Source organism: Hymenobacter armeniacus (assembly GCF_014699055.1).
Classification (GTDB): domain Bacteria; phylum Bacteroidota; class Bacteroidia; order Cytophagales; family Hymenobacteraceae; genus Hymenobacter; species Hymenobacter armeniacus.
Window position 1 is genome coordinate 55,757 of sequence record NZ_JACXAC010000003.1, and the last position, 18,551, is coordinate 74,307.

General features: G+C 59.0%; 10 protein-coding genes. 7 read left to right on the plus strand and 3 right to left on the minus strand.

From position 1 onward, the window contains the following. Positions 1–468 precede the first annotated feature (468 nt). The 3 genes from IC234_RS08675 to IC234_RS08685 are packed head-to-tail and all read right to left on the minus strand — an operon-like array spanning position 469 to position 8,155. Positions 469–3,363, minus strand: coding sequence for an RNaseH domain-containing protein (locus tag IC234_RS08675; protein WP_190923488.1), 2,895 nt, complete (start codon positions 3,361–3,363; stop codon positions 469–471). A gap of 48 nt (positions 3,364–3,411) precedes the next feature. Beyond that, entirely contained in the window at positions 3,412–6,807 is a 3,396-nt protein-coding gene (locus IC234_RS08680; protein WP_190923490.1) for a pPIWI_RE_Z domain-containing protein, read from the minus strand. Further along, entirely contained in the window at positions 6,791–8,155 is a 1,365-nt protein-coding gene (locus IC234_RS08685; protein WP_190923492.1) for a restriction endonuclease-related protein, read from the minus strand. Before IC234_RS08685 ends, IC234_RS08680 begins: the two co-directional genes overlap by 17 nt. A gap of 361 nt (positions 8,156–8,516) precedes the next feature. Between IC234_RS08685 and IC234_RS08690 the strand changes: the two genes are divergently transcribed. The 7 genes from IC234_RS08690 (at position 8,517) to IC234_RS08720 (ending at position 17,455) form a co-directional block, all read left to right on the plus strand. Next, entirely contained in the window at positions 8,517–9,521 is a 1,005-nt protein-coding gene (locus IC234_RS08690) for a restriction endonuclease (protein ID WP_190923494.1), read from the plus strand. Positions 9,522–9,749: 228 nt separating this feature from the next. Beyond that, positions 9,750–10,556, plus strand: coding sequence for a hypothetical protein (locus IC234_RS08695; RefSeq protein WP_190923496.1), 807 nt, complete (start codon positions 9,750–9,752; stop codon positions 10,554–10,556). 129 nt (positions 10,557–10,685) lie between these two features. After that, positions 10,686–11,060, plus strand: coding sequence for a helix-turn-helix domain-containing protein (locus tag IC234_RS08700; RefSeq protein WP_190923498.1), 375 nt, complete (start codon positions 10,686–10,688; stop codon positions 11,058–11,060). 5 nt (positions 11,061–11,065) lie between these two features. Beyond that, a complete protein-coding gene (locus IC234_RS08705) occupies positions 11,066–11,953 on the plus strand; it encodes a BT4734/BF3469 family protein (protein WP_190923500.1) in 888 nt (295 codons plus the stop codon). A 182-nt stretch (positions 11,954–12,135) separates the two neighbouring features. After that, the gene (locus IC234_RS08710) at positions 12,136–13,752 is read left to right on the plus strand and encodes a DUF3987 domain-containing protein (protein WP_190923502.1); all 1,617 of its coding nucleotides are present in this window, start codon (positions 12,136–12,138) and stop codon (positions 13,750–13,752) included. Between the two features lie 512 nt (positions 13,753–14,264). Next, positions 14,265–15,536 carry a site-specific integrase gene (locus IC234_RS08715; protein WP_190923504.1) on the plus strand — a complete coding sequence of 424 codons (1,272 nt, stop codon included), beginning with the start codon at positions 14,265–14,267 and terminating at the stop codon, positions 15,534–15,536. A 272-nt stretch (positions 15,537–15,808) separates the two neighbouring features. After that, positions 15,809–17,455: a hypothetical protein gene (locus IC234_RS08720; RefSeq protein WP_190923507.1), complete on the plus strand. Its 1,647-nt coding sequence runs from the start codon at positions 15,809–15,811 to the stop codon at positions 17,453–17,455. The last annotated feature ends 1,096 nt before the right edge of the window (positions 17,456–18,551 follow it).

Below are 18,551 nucleotides of genomic sequence, written 5' to 3' on the forward strand. Positions count from 1 at the left end.
GCGTGTCAAAAAAGTGAAGGTTTAGTACCTGAAAATGCAAACACCGTAATTCGACATCGCAATCATTGCGTTGGTTCCCTCGCTGCTTACTTTATTCGTAGCCGATTGACCTTAGTAAAGCCAACGTATTGTGCAGCTTTAAACCTGAAGGCTACTGCTCATCGGAGACACTCGGGAGCCAAAATCACAATCTAAAGCCGACGAAATTGTCTAAGAACCATCTCTCAGGACTTTTCTGAGTGTATGCTCCGCAACTGAAAATCGGCTTTGGTGGACTCTGATGGGCTTGAGAAGGGCAGCATGTCAACTAGCGAGTGCCCCGGCTTGACGGCTCTCACTTGGCCTTACGAAATGACATGCCAGCCACTTTTACACCATTTAACTTGAATTAAGATGCTGTTCGCTCGCAAGTCGGGTGCCGTAGTGTGGCCGCATCAATCACATTACGGCACCCATCACCTACAAAAGCTACTCTGACTCTTCTTCATCTACTTCTTCCCCACCTTCATCCTCCGCCTCAAACTCGGCCAGTTCATAGTCGGGTACATATTGCTTGAGCACCGAAGCAAAGTGAAGCGGCCCGGGCAGCGTGGTCCAGCCACCAAAATGGTCGTAGGAAGCCCGTAAATCCTCAACGAAGCAAGCTAATTCATCCGAGGTATAGCGCGGTGTGGGTTGGTCAGGATTGGGCACCACGGTAATTTCCACCGCCACGGGCGTGGCCCAAGTACCCGTGAAAACACCCCGATTAAACACCTTGCTGTCTTTGCCCTTTAAGCTGGTAACAGGGCGGTAGCAACTCTGGGCCCGGGGCTCCGACATAAGCTTGGAGCCGAAGGACAAGTAGGTCGGGAGGAAAGGGGTGGCCTCGCTAAGATGATAGAGCTTAGCATCGGCCCAGGTTCCCACCGCACGCGTTTCTTCACCTCCTGTGGCCAAGAGTCCGTCCGCAGCAAGCACGACTTTGGGAGCATGAGCGGGTCGGATGCGCAGCAGGGAAACATGGGGCAGGCCCTTTAACAAGCCATTTCCTCCGCCCGGCAGGCTAATTGCTGCAGCGTTGCTGCCGTCTATCGCTTTGTCTGCCAGCCAGGGCCAGACGCCGCCGAGTGTGCTCATGTCAGCTAAGATGACCACATCGCGGGTGGAATGGTGGGCTGCCCGCGCGCGAAGCTGATTGAAGAAAAATTGCCCCGATTGATTTTTGCGTCCCTCCATGAGGGCAAAAAAGTTAGCTGTATTCCCTAGGTAGCTGGAACCATGACTGGCAATGCGGCGCACGGCCTGCGAAAGTGGCAACCAGATAACCTCTTCGGTTTGGGAGTGCTCCCGTTTCTGCAACAGCGTCGCGGCTAAACACTCGCCGGTCTGCGTGTCGATTTCGACCAAATAAGGGATAAAGCTGGTGTTATTGCCTTTCTGCTGTTTCTGGTTAACCCGGATAATGCCCATGCCCAACACCACAGGGCAGAAGTCGCCAGCGGCTACGTGAGGCAGGCTTTTTGCAAGAAGGTCTTTCAGACCGTGCATACGGCCCATGGGCTTCCAAGCTAAGTCACCCCAGGCGTTGATGGTGCGGAGGCGGAAGTCGGCTACTTCGTCCTCCGTAGCCGTGCGGCCTGCTTCGGTGCTGGGGAGCAGGTACTGGACGAGTACATTCAGGCCGTTGATGAGTTCAATGCGGCCGACTTGCTTGTTAATGGGGTCGTCGGCACCGCTGCTTCCGTCGGCATGCTTGTACTGTTTGCGGGCGATGACCAGCGCCCCATCAAGCGGAGCTTTTCCATCAGGGTCGTATTTCTTCTGCAGGCGGCTCACCCACGGCTGCCAAGCTGCTTGGCGCCGTTCAGCCCGTTCCTGGGGCCGGGCTGAACGGCCCTGGTACTGCCTTTCGCTCGGGTCCCAATTGGAAAGATGAACGCCTGAAGGGAGCTCTTCAAGGTGAACCTTGAGGGCGCGGGTGCCCAGCGCTTTTTTTAGAATATCCCGGGCCAGCTTCGCATCCTCTACCAGGCCATTCTGATAAGCAATAAGCAGGTGGTACTGCCCATCATAGTACTGAGCCAGCCCAGTCTGGGCACGGGCCTGCCAGTCGGCGTAGAGAAGCTTTTTCCGCTTGCGGTCGGCAGCATCTTTTTTCTTCTGTTCTTGTGGACTCAAGGAAGAAGGTTTCTTTCGTTTGATAGGCGAGGGGAAGGCAACTTGCCAATCGGCGCCCAACCCAGCCAACGGGGTAGTTTCGGTTTCAACCAACCGCAATGCCCCGTTCCACGGACAGAACCCCGCCTGTGTCAGTAGTCGCCTAACGGCCGCGTAGGCATCCAAGCGGTCGAGGTCAGTGACACCCGTGCCAGCAGTTTTGAGCTTGCTACGGCCAGGAAGCGCTTGTACTCGAACCGGGCAGCGCAGGAAGTCGTCGGCGGAAGCGCCATCCCGGCCTAGCTCCGTAGCCGTAAAATCAGCTGCTGGCGCAGGCAGAAAATACTCTGCTGCCAGGGCGGCATAGTCATCTTGCAGCACCAATCGGTTGGTGATACTATACTTGAATGCCCGCCCTGGCTGTTCGTGCGGAAAAGCAAGTCCGCTCAAACCACGACCTCGGAAACTCTTGGTCGGCGTCGTAGTCCAGTTCTGCTTGCGTACTTCCATGAACAGCACCGGCAACTTCCGGCCGGGGTAGGTTGCTACCTTCAGCGTCAGGCCCAGGCTAAACCACGCTTGATGTCGGCCGAGGGCCACAGGAATGGGGTCCGTAACCAACCGGGCGCTGCCGTCAGCGAGGTCAGTACCAACCTCGCGGCGCAAAGCTCCTTTGCCTTCGAACACCTCTTTCCCAACCAGCAAACTAGCCGCATAGTCGGCCAGGTCGGCAAAAGCCGTGGCCTCATACGATTTAGCAGGAACTGCCGTATTGTTTTTGCCGGTGTCCCACCCAAAAACCGGGACGTTAGCCGCATTGGCCTCGGCGGCATCGCCGCGGATGGCCAGTTTCTGCAGTTTGCCGGCGATTACTTTTTCCGATTCGCTCAAGCCCAGCTTAGGCAGTGCCTCCCGGGTCCATTGAACAATGGCGCGATTGGCTTCGAATTTGGCCTTTTCCTCATTCGACTGGCTAAAGCATAGTAATCGATTTTCCCGCTCGCCAAATCGCATCCCTAGACCCAAGGCGTACCCCACTCGAACTGTGCCAGGGTCGTAGAGTTGAACGCGCAGGCGCAGGTCCTTGATGGGAAGCCTTTTTTCCTTCGCATCCCAATAGGCTTTTGATAGCTCGATAGCCAAATCGTGTGCCTCCTGGGTCCAACGAACCCGGGTGATGGAATAAGACGGGGTAGCGCCCTCGTTGGAGAAGGCAAAGGCCAAAAACGTGGGCGGGGGAGCGGATTTTCGGGTCATACGGAAAGAAGGATTTTATTTGGTGTGCTTGGCCACAAGGCCCTCAATGGAATCGAAAGCAAACGCCTGGGCGAAGGGGGCGTAGAGAGCGGCCAGAACCGGGGGGAACCACTCGGGAGGGCAGTCGTCGCTCAAATAATCCGCAAACAGCTCCTGCATGGTGACGAGCACACTGGAGCGGTTATCGTCCGGTTGGCTGCGCGGATTCTCTTCATTCCACTCGGCGCTGTGCGGGGCCCAAGCAGCGTCCACGAAGTAGACGACGGCTGGGCTACCCCCGCGGATGGCCCGGCCAATGGTTTGCAGAATGGGGATGAGTAGGTTCGCGGCAAAGGGGCGGATAAACTCCTTTGGCAGGCGGTGGGCACTCAAGGGACGGGCCAGCAGGCTCATGGCCTTTTTGTAGAGCAGATGGCGCTGCTCTGTAAATGCCTCGGCGATAGTAGCTAAGCTGCTGGTTGCAAAATCTGTTAGGTCAAAATGCTCCGTGTGCTGTGCAATAGTAGAAAGCAATAGGCTGACGTCACCTGCCGTCGGGTGAGGCCGGGTGAGAAAGTAAACCGTCCCGATAGCGGCCGTGCGATTGTCCGGGTCGTGGATATTCTCGGCATCGTTGAATACGATGTTGATGCCGCGGCCTAGCGCCGTAAAAGGGAAGACGACCACCTGCACGCCTTCATCGTCGACTAATTGCCCCAATAGTTCTACCTGCCCTTTGAGTAAGTACTGCTTGGCTGGGAGCCCATCGGCTGGACGAGTACGCACAATGCCCCGGGCGTGCTTGGCCAGGTCCTTGTTGGCCTCCTCCAACGCCTGCATGACCAGCTGCACTTGCTCGTAGGAGTTGACAATTAACGCGGCGAGGCGTCGCCGCTTGCGGGGGCCGGCGGAAAATAAGGCGTCGCGTTCCAGTGCGGAGGTGCCCGTCGCGTCGGCGCGGGCCAGGCCGGCTACCATATGGGCCAGGTTTTCGAACTGGGCGCCCGCGGCTCCGCTGAAGCGCAAGTACTCGTGGGGCCGCTCGGGATGGGCGATGGGCTGACAACGGAGTTGAATTTGCACGGGCGCGGGCCGGGCCGAACGGAGAACGTAAGAAGGGGCTACGCCCAGGTGGTAGGCGGGCGAATCGGGAAGCCAGGAGGTCGCAGAAGCCAGGAGTACGTGCGCCCGGCCAGGGCCGTGTAGGCGGTGCAGCAACAGGCGCGGCGCGGCGTCGAGTAGCAAGTAGTCAATGACTACGTTTGGAAACCGTTGGCCCGCCCGGCGGCCAGTCTGGCCGTAGCGGAAGCGTACGGCGCTGAACGGGCCAAGTAAATTGACCGGCACCAGCAAACGCAGCGCCTCGCTAATCTGACCACCAACGAGGCCGTCAGGTAGTAAACCAAACTGCGAGAGCGACTGAGCAATACGAGCTAGCTTCTGGTAGGATGCGACGGCAAAGCCAACTTCAACCAGCAATTGCGCCACCGGAGCCACTAAGCTGTGATAGGTGGGAGGAACGTGTAACAGGTCGTTCAGCTGCGCGCTCAGGGCGTCCGTAGCGGCTTGCACATTTTCGTCGTGATAGAGGGCGTGCAAATAGGCAGCAAGGGCGGCAACCAGCACCTCCCAACGTTTGCGCGCTTTCTTTTCCGTCTTAAATCCTAGGCGGCGCTGCCAGTCCGCTACCCGCTGCTCCGGCCGGGCATCCCCGTAGAATGCCGCGTATACCGCACTATCCCAGAAATCATAGAGCCCAGCACGGTAATCGGTGGATAAGGTGCTTGCCACCGGCACGCGTTCAAGCGCAAAGCGGATGAGGTAGTTGGTGGTAAGCAGTTGTTGTTCTAGTTGCTTGCCAAGTTCTTCCTGGTTAAGGCGCGATACGGTGTCGTAGAACCGAATCAGGTGCCGCTCAAACGTATTGGCCGCATACACGTGGGGCAGCAGCAGCTCCCGCTCGCGCAAGGAGGCCACGCCGCCCGTGAGGGCCATGCCCGTTACCCGCTGGGCCTGCATGTGAATGCTCTCATGCGTACCACCAAGTTCCAGGGTTAGTGCGCCCAAATCGTCCAGCAGGCGCTGGCTTTCGTCGGCCTCATCAAAGATGAGCAGGTCGAAGTGCTCGGCCAGCAGTTCAAAGTACTGCAGCTTGTCGGTGCTGGTATGGGCTGGTACCTGCGTATCCGCGCTGCGGACGTGCCCCAGCCAAACAGGCGCTGAGACCAGTTCGCGTTGGTTTTTTACGCGCCCGCACTGGCTCCACAAGGGGCACAGCAAAGGCCGGGGATTATCCTTGCCGAGTGAATCGGGCAGGTAAAATTTTTCGCAAGGGGTTTCGGTGGGCCGCCATTCACGCCACGCAGTAGTTTCATCTACGGCAAAAGCGGGCAGCGGACACGTCTGGGCGAGCAAGTCAGCCCCGGCCCGGGTATCGGCAAAGCCTTCGTGTCCCTGCGCGGCGATGAGTTGCGCCAAGCGGTCAGCGTGACGGGCATGCGTAGCTGGTCCGCGCCCTACCAGCAAGCCGGCCTGCACCTGGTAGTTGCGTAGGCGTTCTAAGTAATCGCGCGCGGTTTCGATGCTGGTGAAAAATACAGCCACCCGGAGCCCTGTGGTGGCCAAGTGTGCGCAGAGCAGGGTAATGAGAGTGGTCTTGCCCGAGCCAGGCAAGCCGATGAGATGACGTAACCCCGTTAAGTCTAACTCCTCCGTGCGGCGCAACTGCCCTTTATCCCAGGCATCAACCACAATATCCTGTAGCCGCTTTCCCCATTCTTCCCGGGGAAAGCGCTGAGCTGCTTCGTCCTGCGCATCCATGGCCTCGGCCATTGCGCGCAGCGCCGCCAAGCTGACCGTTAACCCTTTTGCGGGAGCGCGGTGCAAGTTGTGCTGCGCTGGCGCGGGAGGGGTAAGGCCGGCGAGGCGCAAGGGGATGTTGACGGGGCTATTCTCCTCGCGCAGCCGAACGACTAAGTCGTCCTCGGTTGGCGCCAGTTTACGTACGGGCTTGGTGTGCGCCAACGGAGAAAGCAATACTGCACGGGCGCGTTCGATTTCATCGTCCTTGCCTTCTTCGCGCGTAAAAAACAGGCTTGCTTCATCAATGCGATAAGCGGGGGTTACTCCCGCTTCGCGAGCAAAAGTGTAGAGGTCTCGCACCGCTTTCTGAACGGCCCGGCGGGTGGGAAGCGGCCCCGTATGGCGGCGATTTTGCGCGATGGCCTGTGCGTAGCCAGTAGCTTGATAGCTTGTTTCGAAAGCCTTGCTCCCGCTGAGTAAATGGGGGAGAAGTTCAAGATTTCTTTCGCCTAGCAATTCAAGTAGCACGCAGCTCCACTGAATGCGAAGCTGTCGCCGCCAGTCGGGTGGACTGAGCGGGTTGGCCGCGGCAGGCGCAGCTTTGGTCTTCTTTTTAGTCGAGGCGGCCACGGGTGCGTAGAATATGGATGAGGTCATCTACTGCCAGGACGTGAATGCGTCGGGCCAGCTTCGGATGCAGTTGTTCGCGTACTTGCTGCAAGTACTCCGGTCGATTGCGCACCTGCCGTTGAGCGACGGCGATAACCACCTCCTCGTAGAGGTGCAGGCCCTCGACGCGATGATTGAGCTTATGGGCTAAACGCACCGGGTCGTGGTAGTCCTTGACATCAATGCCGAAGCGCAGGCCAACGGCTACGTCGCACTTGTCTTCAAACGGATAGAGGTGGACCTCTTCCGCCGGGCTGAAAATCGCGGACAGTTCCCTGTACAGGCGCAACTCTTCAAGAGCCGGGCTGCACCAGTATTGTAATAGTTCTGGCCGGGCCAGGTATGTGTCGCCCAATTTTAGGGGGTTGGGCGTAGCTTGAGGCTGCGGGTGCATGGCGCGGCAACCGCTGAGCTGGCACTGTAGAGCGCTGCCATGACGGCTATCTGCCGGATGCACCAGCGGAGCCCGGCAATGGCCACAGCGGGGGATATACCCTTGCCGGTTGGCCAGGTGAGCATGGACTGGTTCGTAGGAAACGCGCAGCCAGTCAGTAATCTCTTTATTTAACAGCGGGTGTCGGTAGACAGTAGCTAGTTCTGACCAAGTGGCCATGGGGTGAGTTGCCACGAACTGCCGGACCAGGGTATAGGCCGCCGGTCGGTCGGTGTCATCGAGTTTATCGAGGCCAGTCCGCAGTTGCTTATAAAGCTGCTTTTCAACAATGTCGGCTAGGTGACCGCCTAACTCTGCTAAATCGCCACACTCTTGAGTGGGTACATGGTATTCCTGATTGATAAGTACTACACTGGCATACCGTTCATCGGTTTGGAGAGGCAGGGGGGCCCAGTCACGTAGAGGGCGAGTGCAAAAGGCGAGTAATTCATGTACGCTAGCGCATACGTCGACTTGTCCACTGCCAATGGCCAAGCGTGCCAGGTGCGTCTGCGCTTGACGTAACTCAAGCGGAATCGCTGTTGCCGCAATTTGGGGATTTGGATGGCTTAATCCTACGCCCACAGGATACCCTGCCCGCACCGCTTGAAACTGTTTTAGGATACCGTAAGCCAGCAAAATAGCGGCTTGTTCTACTCGTTGAGCAGAAGGGCTGTCTGAGAGCTCAATTCGGGCTTTTTGTGTTAAAGCCGCAGCCAAGTCTTCCATGCCAAGTTCCCGGAGGCGGGCAACAATGGTGCTCATATTGACCGCTTCCTTTCGCTGCCAGCTCACGTAAGCCGCTTCCAGTACATTGTACCCTGTGAATTGGCGTCCTACGCGAGTAAGTATGCCTTCCTGACGCCATTTGCGCATAGCCCGTTCAGTAGGAGCCAGTACCCCCGGGCGATAATGTAGCAGGACTTCCGTTACTTCGTACGTAGCCTCGGCTGGGCTGCCACGCCAATGTTCATAGGTTGAAAAAAGGTCCATTCGATACCAATGAGAGCTATTTGCCACTTATTAATTCAAAAGTGGCAAATAATTTTTACTTACCCAAACGAAGTTTCAACCTTTTTCAAATTGCTGTACATTTCTCCCTTCCAAGAATAGCTCAAAAACAAGTCTGTTAAGCAAATGGCCGTGAAGATTTAGCGCTGTTCTTAACAAAAAAGAACTGCTAGTTCACCTCGGCTTCCGCAACACAGCGAGCATTTTCCCTTTTCCCCTAGTACTTATGACTGTTTGGGCCCTGAAAAATCCGACTGCCCAAGAGCATGTCGCCTTCGTTGCCGCTTCCTTAAAACAAGGCCTTTCCCGGTTTGGATGGAGTTACATCCACCGGTGCGACCTCTGGCAATTAGACGAACTACCTTGGAGTGAACTAGATGAGGACCAAACGGACTGTTACAAAAAGGCCCATTTCCTGCTAGCCGTAAAGCCTGGTGACTGGGTGGTCCACATTAACGTGCCCTCTTATGGGCTTTGCACGGCTGCTCAGGTAATCGGTGGCTACGCGTTTGATTCCGCGCCCAACGAAGTGGATGACTTCCGCCATACCCTGAAAATCGAACTTTCAACCCTGCTTGAGTTTGACCGCAACGACGCCAACGTGCTGCCGAGCATCAGCAACCGGCTGCGCCTGCAGGGGCGTTTTTGGCGTATTGGTCAAGTTGCCGAATTTGAGCAGTCCATTGCCAATTTAACTCACCGAGCGGTGGTGTTGCCGCCCAACCAACGCGCGGAGACTTACCACCTGCGCAACGATTTCGGGCCGCTGCTAACGGACCTTACCGGCAAAATTCAGAAGAATAACCCGCGGGGCAAACTCGAGGAGTTCATGGCCGAGGTGCTGCGCCAAGTGCCGGGCGTCGACGACGTGGAAGAACATGGTAAACACAAAGGGTGGGGCACTGACAACGGGGCTGACCTGATTGTACACTATCAAACGGGCCTCCCGCTTCCTGGCTTAAGAAAGGCCGCCAAGCTTGTTGTGCAGGTGAAATCCTACACGGAAACGCACTGGGACATGGAGGCGATTCATCAAATTAAGACGGCAATTGACCACTTCGGGGCCGATGCGGGCTTGATTGTCACGACCGCGCAGCCCTCCAAAGAGTTCAAGCAAGCATTCGAGTTAGCCAGTACCGAGCTTGCGGAAAAGGGTAAACTCATCGGCTTGATAGGGGGCGATGATGTGGCCCGTTTCGTGTTAAAATTTGGCGGAGAAATAATCTTATAACGCCAAACAAAGGCAGGCTCATTAATCCGCTGGCCGGCAGAAATAGTGGACCTTAATGCCAAGAAGAATACTTTCTTTAACACACATAAATTGGCGGTGCGTCAGCATCGATGAGATTGTATGCCCTCATGTCCTTTCATCGTAGCTGTCCCAGTTGCATTTTGGGACATCAGTGTCCCATCGGGACGGCAGCTAATACCCGCGACTTTTTTATATTCTTCACGCCATATGAATACTACGGTACTAGACATCAAGCGAAATAATGCCACGCAACGAGTTATCACTGCTGCTAAACAACTGCTAAAACGCGCTAAGGCGGCTGGCCAGCATACCAATCTCACCGAAGAAGATACCCAGTACTGGGAGGGAGTCTACTTTCACGAAGCGGCTAAATACCAAATTCATCTATCCGAATTTCAGGACAACTGGGGCAGCGTGTTGTTCGGCTTGCCAGTTGAAGGCTTCGAGCCGGTTCGGCTCGGCGACGTAGTTATGGAACTTGAAAAGCTGGGGGTCGCGGACTTGGTTGACATCGAGTATCTGGAAGATGTCTTCCGCGACTTACGCTTTCGGCGGGAGCAGCAGGGTGCCATTCCCGCACCGCACGAGGATAAAATCTTTCGCTGGCTGCAGGAGCAAAAGAAGAAATACCGAAAACAAGGCCCGGCATCGCCCCCGGATACCGGCTACGATTGGTTGTTCGAGATGGGCCTGGGCGAAGTAAAGCAGCGCGATGCGGCCAATAAAGTCTTGTGCCCGCCGCACACATGGCTGGAAATTGACGAGCTGGCGCAACGCGTAGGCATCATCAAAGAGTCAAAAGAAAAAAAGTTTGCTTTGACGGAATTGAAGAAAAGTGCGGTTACGGGTTTCGCCGAGGCGATGAGAGCACACGGTATGCTCAGGGGTGGACTCTCAGCACTTCATAAAGTGCTGGGTGAGCGGTACGGTGTCGTTGTCAATACCGACCGGCCGACCAAGACTCGCACAGAGTATTTTGACATAACCCGCGGCTTTTTAAAGGGCAAAAAATAACTTTTTTTACTCCTAAGGCCCGTCATTTCGCTACCCAAGCCCCGTTTGCACGTGCCGGGGCTTGACCGCCGTGGCGCGCTTCGGGCAGGTTTGTGCCGTCGTTTGACTCCTATGTCGGCGGCAGCACTCATGGACCTCCCCCTATACATTCCGTTAACGCTTCCGCAACTGGAAGCCCGACTGGCCGCCGTCGTGCGCCAGGAACTCCATCACCAGCAAACGCACTCGCCGGGCCCAGCACCCACACTGACGCCAGTAGAGGAGCTGCTCTCGCCCGCCCAGGCCGCCGAGTTCTTCGGCGTTTGCAAAGGCACCGTCTTCGAATGGTTGCGGCGCGGCCTGCTCAGTGCGGCCGCCGTGAAAGTGGGCGGCAAGCGCTACTTCAAACGCAGCGCCCTAGCCACGGCCGGTACCCCCGACCAACGACCGGACGGCCGGCGCCAGACTTCGCGTCGGGTCGCGGGCATGGGTGACAACAAGGGCGTGCAACCTAAAGCCTGGTAAGCGCCATGAAAAGCAACAATCATGTGCTCTTGCTCTGCATCCTGCAGGTCGAGCTGCGGCGCGGTAATACGTACGCCTTCGATTTCATCGCTAAGCTGCTGCGGTCTTACGGCTTCGCACGGCCCAGCTGGTTGGTGCGGCAACTCATCAAGTGGCCGCTCCTGCACGGCCCGCTGGATGCGTTAGCGTTGTTGGAAGACCCTCTAGCCCGGGTGAACCCCGCGGAATCGCAGCCGCTCCTGGAAAAGCTGCAACGCGTGGCCGGTGATGCCCTAATCGCCGCCGACAGCTCGGTTGCGCCCGCCGCTACCACTCCATCGCATAAGTTCAGCCTCTATGCGGGGCCCATCAGCAACACCACGCCGCACGTCACCATCAACCTGTATCGCTTGTGGCGACAGATTGTGAGGCCAAAGCCGCGCCTGCAGGCCATGCTGGCGGAGGTCCGGGCCAAATACGCTCCAAAGGGCAAAAACGAAGCTTATTGCCGCGCGAAAAGCCAACTGCCCTACGTCACGTTTGCGGGTGTTTTTACAAAGCGCAACGCCGCGGGCCTCGAGTGCCCCTCCGGCCTGGGCGTGCTCGATTACGACCATTTCCCCGACGTCAAAAAGCTGCGTGCTGAGTTAATCAACAACGAAGAATGCCGCAACATGCTGGCCCTGGTGTTCGTGAGCCCTTCGGGGCGCGGCCTGAAGCTGGTGGTGCGCCTGCCCGAGGATGCGCCGGATTACGCCACGGGCCTGCGCACTGTGCACGAGTGGCTGAAGCGGCACTACCCGGTGCTGGGTGAGTTCCACGACAGCGCAGGTCTGGACATCGCCCGCGCGTGCTTTCTCTCCTACGACCCGGACGCCTGGCTGCACGACGACTTTATGCCTAAAGGCGAATAAGCCACCGCTTGCTGGAACGGCGCGCTGCTTCGGTGCGCCGTTGCCAGGCCTTTTTCTCCCCACTTTTTCAATCCATGCAAAAGCCCTTAACCATGGCGCAGCTTACCGCGCACAGCCCTCGTCCTGTGGCGACGCCGCCGCGTACCCCGCACCAACCCCCAACACCATCTCCCGGGGCCGTCGTGCCAGCTACCGCTCCCGACAAGGCCCTGCAGAGGTGCCTGTCATATAGCCCTGAACGCCCCACGGGCAGCGGCAGCGGCCGCAATAACTGGTTGGCGAGGCTAGCTTATTTCTGCAACGAGAAGGGCGTGCCGGAAGACGTGTTACTGGCTTACGCCCTCGCGTGGTGGACCGAACCTGATTTCACGGCCGAGGAAATCACCCGCGTAATTCGAGGAATTTACCGTCGCAAGGCCAGTACGCACAACAGCAAGCCCTACTACGCGCCGCGCCGGGGCCACCAGTCCCCGCAGGAGCCCCGGCCGGCCGCCACGGCCGAAGCTTACGACAAGCCGAGTGAGGAAGGGCCTGCGCCGTTCCCGTCCGGTATATACGCCCGTCTGCCCGATTTTCTTCAACGGGTTTGCGAGCCGTTTAAGGGCCGCGAAGCCGATGTGTTGCTCACGGCAGCCATTGCCGTCGTCTCGGGCGTGTTTCCCTCGGTGTCGGGCACCTACGACCGGCACCAGCTCGGCCTTAATCAGTATGCTTTCATTGTCGCCCCCGCCGCCAGCGGCAAAGGCACCATGAAGTGGGCCGAACGCCTCGTGCGGGTTCCGCACCGCGCCCTGGTCGAGGCCAGCCAGGCCGCACACCGGCAGTACGAGGCGGAGCTTGCGCAGTGGAAGGCGCAGCCGCGCGGCGCCCGTGCAGCCGCCGGCCCACCGCCAGAAGCCCCGGCGGCCAAGCGGTTGCTGGTGCCAGCCGACAGCAGCTTCGCCGCCATGGTGCAGATTTTAGCTGATAACGAGGGCCGGGGCATCATCTGCGAAACAGAGGGTGATACGATGGCCGATGCGCACCGGAATAAGGATTGGGGCAACTACTCCACGTTGCTGCGCGTCGCCTATCACCACGAGCCCTACAGCACGGCCCGCAAGGGCGAAGGCCTGCTGGAACTAGCTCGCCCGGCGTTGTCGGTGGTGCTCACCGGCACGCCCAACCAGGTCCGAAACCTGATTCCAGACCCCGAGAACGGTCTTTTCTCCCGGTTTTTATTCTATACCTTCACCAGCCCACCCGAATGGCGCGATGCCTTCGCCCAGGGCGTCCCCCTCGACGGTCATTACGAGCAACTAGGCCAGGAGCTGGCCCGCATGATGGAACTCGTGTCCGGCCCGGTGCAGGTGACGCTCACGCCCGCCCAGCAAGCCCAGCACACTGACTTGTTTGGCGCCTGGACCGTTGAACTGGCCGCGGCCGACGTCAAACACAGCTCGCTGCGCCGGCTCGGCGTGGCGGCCTTCCGCCTGGCCATGCTGCTGACGGTGCTGCGCTGCTTTGAGAATGGCGAGCAGCCAGCCGGTACCCTCGTCTGCGACGATGAAGACTTCGCCACCGCGCTAACACTAGTTCGGGTCTTCTGGCAACACACCGACCACGTGCTGGCGAGCTTACCGGCCCCGATGGCACCAGCCATGGGCGTAAAACGCGACGATGCCGCCCTGCGCGCCAGAGCACAGGAACTGCGGGCCGCGGGAAACTCGCTGCGCAAAATCGAAGCAGAATTGGGGGTTTCAAAATCAACTCTCAACCGCTGGTTTCCCGGCGAGGCGTCGAGTGTCCCGTCCCTCTAACGGGACACTCCACGAGGCGGCACTGCGCTGAACCAGCGGCCACTGACCGACTAGTGGGGGCGACAAAAAAATGATCGTGGCACCCTGAGCTTAGCTGGGGCGGCCCCCCACTTAATAGGCGGCGGTGCCGCGATGCGCTGGCGGGTGTGACTAATGGTGGCTAGAGCGTGGTTCGTGGTGCGCTGTAGTAACAAGAAAAAGCCTTGAAGCGCCCAAAAGTTCTTCAGCGGCCAGCGGGCCATGCCGTTTTTTAAGCGCCTTGTCGAAGTACCTCTGCAGGGCCGAAGCTGGCGCGGTAGGCGCACCCGGAGCCGACCAGGAGAGCAGAACACACAGACGTTGAGGCTCCACAAAGAGCAACAAGTCGGGGCCTTTGCTGAAGGTCAGGGCGATTGAATTCCGCTAGGAGGGAAGATGAATTTGTGGTGGAACCCGAAAAATTATGGCCGATGTTTTTTCAATTCGCCCATTTTTTTCGCTGCTGTAAAGGCTATAAGTAATTGATTAAAAACATGGTAAGCATTACCTTTTTTCTGAAGGAACCCCGGCAGGACCGACCCACCCCGCTCATTGCCCGCCTGGCTTTCCAGGGCCAGAAAGTGAAGGTCTACGTGGGCCTAAAAGTTGAGCCTCGGAAGTGGATTCAGGCCGCGCAGCAATTTCAAACGCGGGGGAATAACCAGGCTGGCCGCCTTAACGATATGTTGGCGGCCATGCGCACCCGCCTGGAGAATTACTACCTCGATGCTATAGCTGCCGGGACCCTGCCCACGGCCGAGCAACTGCGCCAAGCCATCGAACCGGAGTTAACGCCCGCTGAAGCACCGGCGCCGCCCCTCGCGGCCGAAGTCGAGCCCGAAGCACCCGCCGGCCCGGGGCTGCTCGCGGCCTACCTGGCCTGGGACGTTGCCCTGCAGCACCAGGTACGCCCCGCGACCCGCGCGAGCAACGCGACGACCTACAAGCACATCTGCCACTTCCAGGAGCGCAGCGGGTACCGCGTGGATTTCGACACGATGACGCCGGTTTTTGCCGCGCAGTTCTGCACCTACCTGCTGAACGAGGTCGGCCTGACCGATAACTCGCTGGCCAAGATTCTGACCCGGCTCAAGGCTTTTCTGCGGTACGCCCACGAACACGGCCTGACCGAGCGCGCCGATTTCAGGTTCATCAAATGGAAGCGGAGGGAGCCCGACATTTTGACGTTGACCCTGGCCGAATTGCGGGACGTGGAGCAGCTGGACCTGACAGACTATCCGGGGCTGGCCAATGCCCGCGACCTGTTCCTGCTGGCTTGCTACACCGGCCTGCGCTACTCCGATTTGGTTTCGCTGCGGCCCGAGCATTTGCAGGGCGAGCGGCTGCGGCTCCGCACCTTAAAAACGCGCGAACTGGTTACGATTCCGCTCCGGCCCGAAGCGCGGTGCCTCCTGGCCAGCTGGTTCGCCGGCACGTTGTACAAGGTGAGTAACGTGGGCCTGAATGTAGCCCTGAAGGAAGTCGGGCAGCGGGCTGGGCTCAATGCAGTGGTCGAGCGCGTGCGTTACCGCGGGGCCCTGCGTCAAACCGAGACGTTTCGCAAATGGCAGTTGATTTCCTGCCACACGGCCCGCCGGACGTTTGTGACCCTGGCCCTGGAGCAGAAGATTCGCCCGGAGGTCGTGATGAAGGTGACCGGGCATTCGAGTTGGGCGACATTCCGCCGCTACGTGAGCATCAGCGAACGCACCGTAGAGCAGGAGTTCGCGGCCGTGTACGGCGCAAGCGAGTCGCCAGAAGGCTAGCCCTGACGGGTGCGAGGAAAGTTACCTGATTCCGGGGCCAGGGTAGGAGGGGGTAGGTTCTCGAAACGCTCCACGAGCAAATCATCAACGGCAACGGGGGTGGCCTCGCTAAGGGCCGGAGCCTTCCGCGACGCTGCCACAAAGAAGGCATGACCGATGATGCGGGCGTATTGCCCTCGAACGCACCGCGACCAAACCCCACATTGCCGAAACCAGCGGCTCCTTGGGCCCCTAAGGATGGCTGCACCCTCTGGCTCACTGCCCCAGCCCTAATGACTCGCCGTACTTTTCCTGCCGCCGCAACCCGCCTGCTGCCCGCCACCCTTGACCTGGACGCGCACCTGGCCGCCCAGCCGCCCTCGTTCGCGCCTTTTTCGCGCGATGCCCTCGCCCAACTGCTGCACCTAGTGGCCACCCTGCCGCTGACAAACCGCAAGCTGGCGAACCGCCTGCGCCACACCGATGGCTACCTGCCGCTCAGCGCCGTTTTCTTGAAGCGCTGGCTGCCCAACTATGCCGCCTACCTGCGGTATGCCTGCGCCACGGGCTTGCTCGAAACCGACAACTGGTTCGTGGTTGGCGGCAAGTGCCGTAGCTACCGCCTGGGCGCCAGGTTTCGCAACGCCGGGGGCGCGAGCCGCGCCGTGGTTCTGCGCGACCCGGCTTTTCTGCGGCGCTGGTACGGCCGCTACCAGCAAGGCTGGGGCGAACGGCAGGTTCCCTGGGCGACCTACGTGGCCTTACTCGACTGGCTCTGCCCCAACTCTTCGCCCCTGCGTATCCGGCAGGCAGAAGCGCTGGCCTTCAGCGAAGCCGACCGGGCCCGGCAACTGGCCTCCCTTGACCAGCAACAGGCCTTGCCAATCCCCGCCGCTGAGGTGGGTGCGCCCGCTGAGCGGGCAGCAAGCAACGGCTTGCCTGCCCCGGTGCAGCTGACCACGCAGACCGAACTCGTACTCGATGAGGAAGCCGTCGACGAAGCTGTTTGGGGGGAGCTCCTGGCGGCTGGTACCCCCGCGCACCTGACCGTGCCCGACCGGCAGGAAGTCAAGCCCCACGAACGCTACTGGCAGCGGTTCACGACCATTCAGAAACTGGCGGAGCGAGATTTCGGACCCATCTTCGACCGGCAGGGGCGCCTGCACACGGCCTTGACCAACGCCAGCGGCAATTTGCGTCAATTTATTTATGCCGAAGGATTTGCCCCGCTCTGGGCTCTGGACTTGCGCAATTCTCAAATTTATTTGGCCACGCTCTTGCTGCGCCCCGACTTTTACGCTGCACCCTTCACCCGCGGGCGACGGGGCAGCCGCGTGCCCCTCACGCTGCAGGTGGAAGGCCAGCGCCAGCACGCCGAGTTGCAACGCTGCGACCCTGGGTTCTTCTCGACGGTTCGCCGCTTATTGCCCCCGGGCGGTTCGCACGGGGCCGAGGCCTTGCCGCCCGACGTGGAACAATTTCGGGCCTGGGCCAGCACCGGCGACTTCTACGCCCAGGCGCAAACAGCCCTGAACCAGGCATTGGGCCAAGAGCTCATTACGGCGGAGGGCAGGAAACAGCAGTTGCTGAAAATCCTGTTTTCGCGCAATAGCACCCGCACGCGTGGAAAGGCGGCCTTTGCCCAACTTTTTCCCACCGTTGCGGCCGTATTCACGGCTTACAAAGCGGCCGACCACCGCGTACTGCCTTGTTTGCTGCAGGCCGTTGAGGCTCACTTATTTTTGAAGGTACTGGCCCCGCGCCTCCGCCAGCGTTTTCCGGAGATGTGCCTGTTCACGGTACATGACTCGGTGGTGGTGCCTGCGGACCACTTGGACCGGGTGGAGGCCCTGCTGGTGCAGGTACTTACGGCCCAGGTAGGGCTCACCCCGCAGTTCCGGCGCACGGCCTGGGGCAGCGACCCGGACTGGGCGCGCTAGGCCTGCTTCGGCGCTACCTGCCCGTAAGGACGGCTTGTGCAATTGCAACCGTCCTCGGCTTTCGCGGCGGTATTGCGCCGATTACGGCCGCACCGCCCGATTGGTAATTGTCCCGCCGTCCCATTGTCCCGTTGTCCCATGCCACACGGTTGATGTGGGATAGGCGGTATGCTGTTTCCCCGCAGGCTTTTTTTCTGCCTTTTGGAGGCGGCCATGGCGTGGCTAAGTTGGAGGGTTGGTAACAATGCCGCTCTGTATTGGCTGGGCTCCTTGCTCCAGCGGCCTGGGACTCAATGTGGGTAACCGCTCCGGTCGCAGCCCAAGCTTCTTTCCCGTGAGTAAGCTAAAGCTCGCTCGTTAATTCCTTGAAGGACCGATAACACCGAAGCAGGGAAGGGCTTACGGACTATTTGATTGGGGACGGGTCGGAGGGTCAAGGTTTTTTTACGTAATCCTGACGTGGAATAGCTGAGGCCTTAGCTTCTAGACTCTTCGCTTGTTCCGGTAGACTTAGCCCACCCTCGCCGCCGCACGCGGTGGAGGACCTAAACACCCCCTTGAAAATAGACTAAGCGAATACTGCCATACGGGCATCGAAGCAGCAGTAGTCAGCAGCCCGCCACGCGCGGGGCCGGCTTGTACGAACCCGGGGATAGACTTTAACTTCAGATGGCAACCGTGTAAAGGCGTGAAGTCCAAGGGCGCCGGAACGTGTACCTTATAGTACTACCCCCCGGCTGGAAGTCAAGCCGCTGATGGAAGAGCTCACTGTTTACGGGGCGCGGTTCAGCTGCCTTCGAAATATCGGTAGTGCCGCTCCGATAGTAATAGTCCTTTCCAGCTGGGAGAGATAGCCTCGATAGTGGCTGTTAACCCCTTGTTATCAATGCGTAATGCGGTTTTCACTGCTGCTGCTGGTTCTCGGTCGAATGAGAGCGAAAAGGCTAGGTAAGAAACGATTGCAAAACCCCTTGCGCTGTAATCAGGCCGCCGGTAAGGGCCGCCAACTGCAGGCCCGCCAGCTGAAATGATAGCGCAATTCAGGAAGAAACGACGCGCTTGTGAATGCTCGAGAACAGGAGCAACCAGAAAAATT

Coding starts and splice junctions, on each gene's coding strand:
- IC234_RS08705 (WP_190923500.1), top strand. CDS start 11,066: ATGAAAAGCAACAATCATGTGCTCTTGCTCTGCATCCTGCAGGTCGAG.
- IC234_RS08720 (WP_190923507.1), top strand. CDS start 15,809: ATGACTCGCCGTACTTTTCCTGCCGCCGCAACCCGCCTGCTGCCCGCC.
- IC234_RS08685 (WP_190923492.1), bottom strand. CDS start 8,155: ATGCGCAAATGGCGTCAGGAAGGCATACTTACTCGCGTAGGACGCCAA.
- IC234_RS08700 (WP_190923498.1), top strand. CDS start 10,686: ATGGACCTCCCCCTATACATTCCGTTAACGCTTCCGCAACTGGAAGCC.
- IC234_RS08715 (WP_190923504.1), top strand. CDS start 14,265: ATGGTAAGCATTACCTTTTTTCTGAAGGAACCCCGGCAGGACCGACCC.
- IC234_RS08695 (WP_190923496.1), top strand. CDS start 9,750: ATGAATACTACGGTACTAGACATCAAGCGAAATAATGCCACGCAACGA.
- IC234_RS08690 (WP_190923494.1), top strand. CDS start 8,517: ATGACTGTTTGGGCCCTGAAAAATCCGACTGCCCAAGAGCATGTCGCC.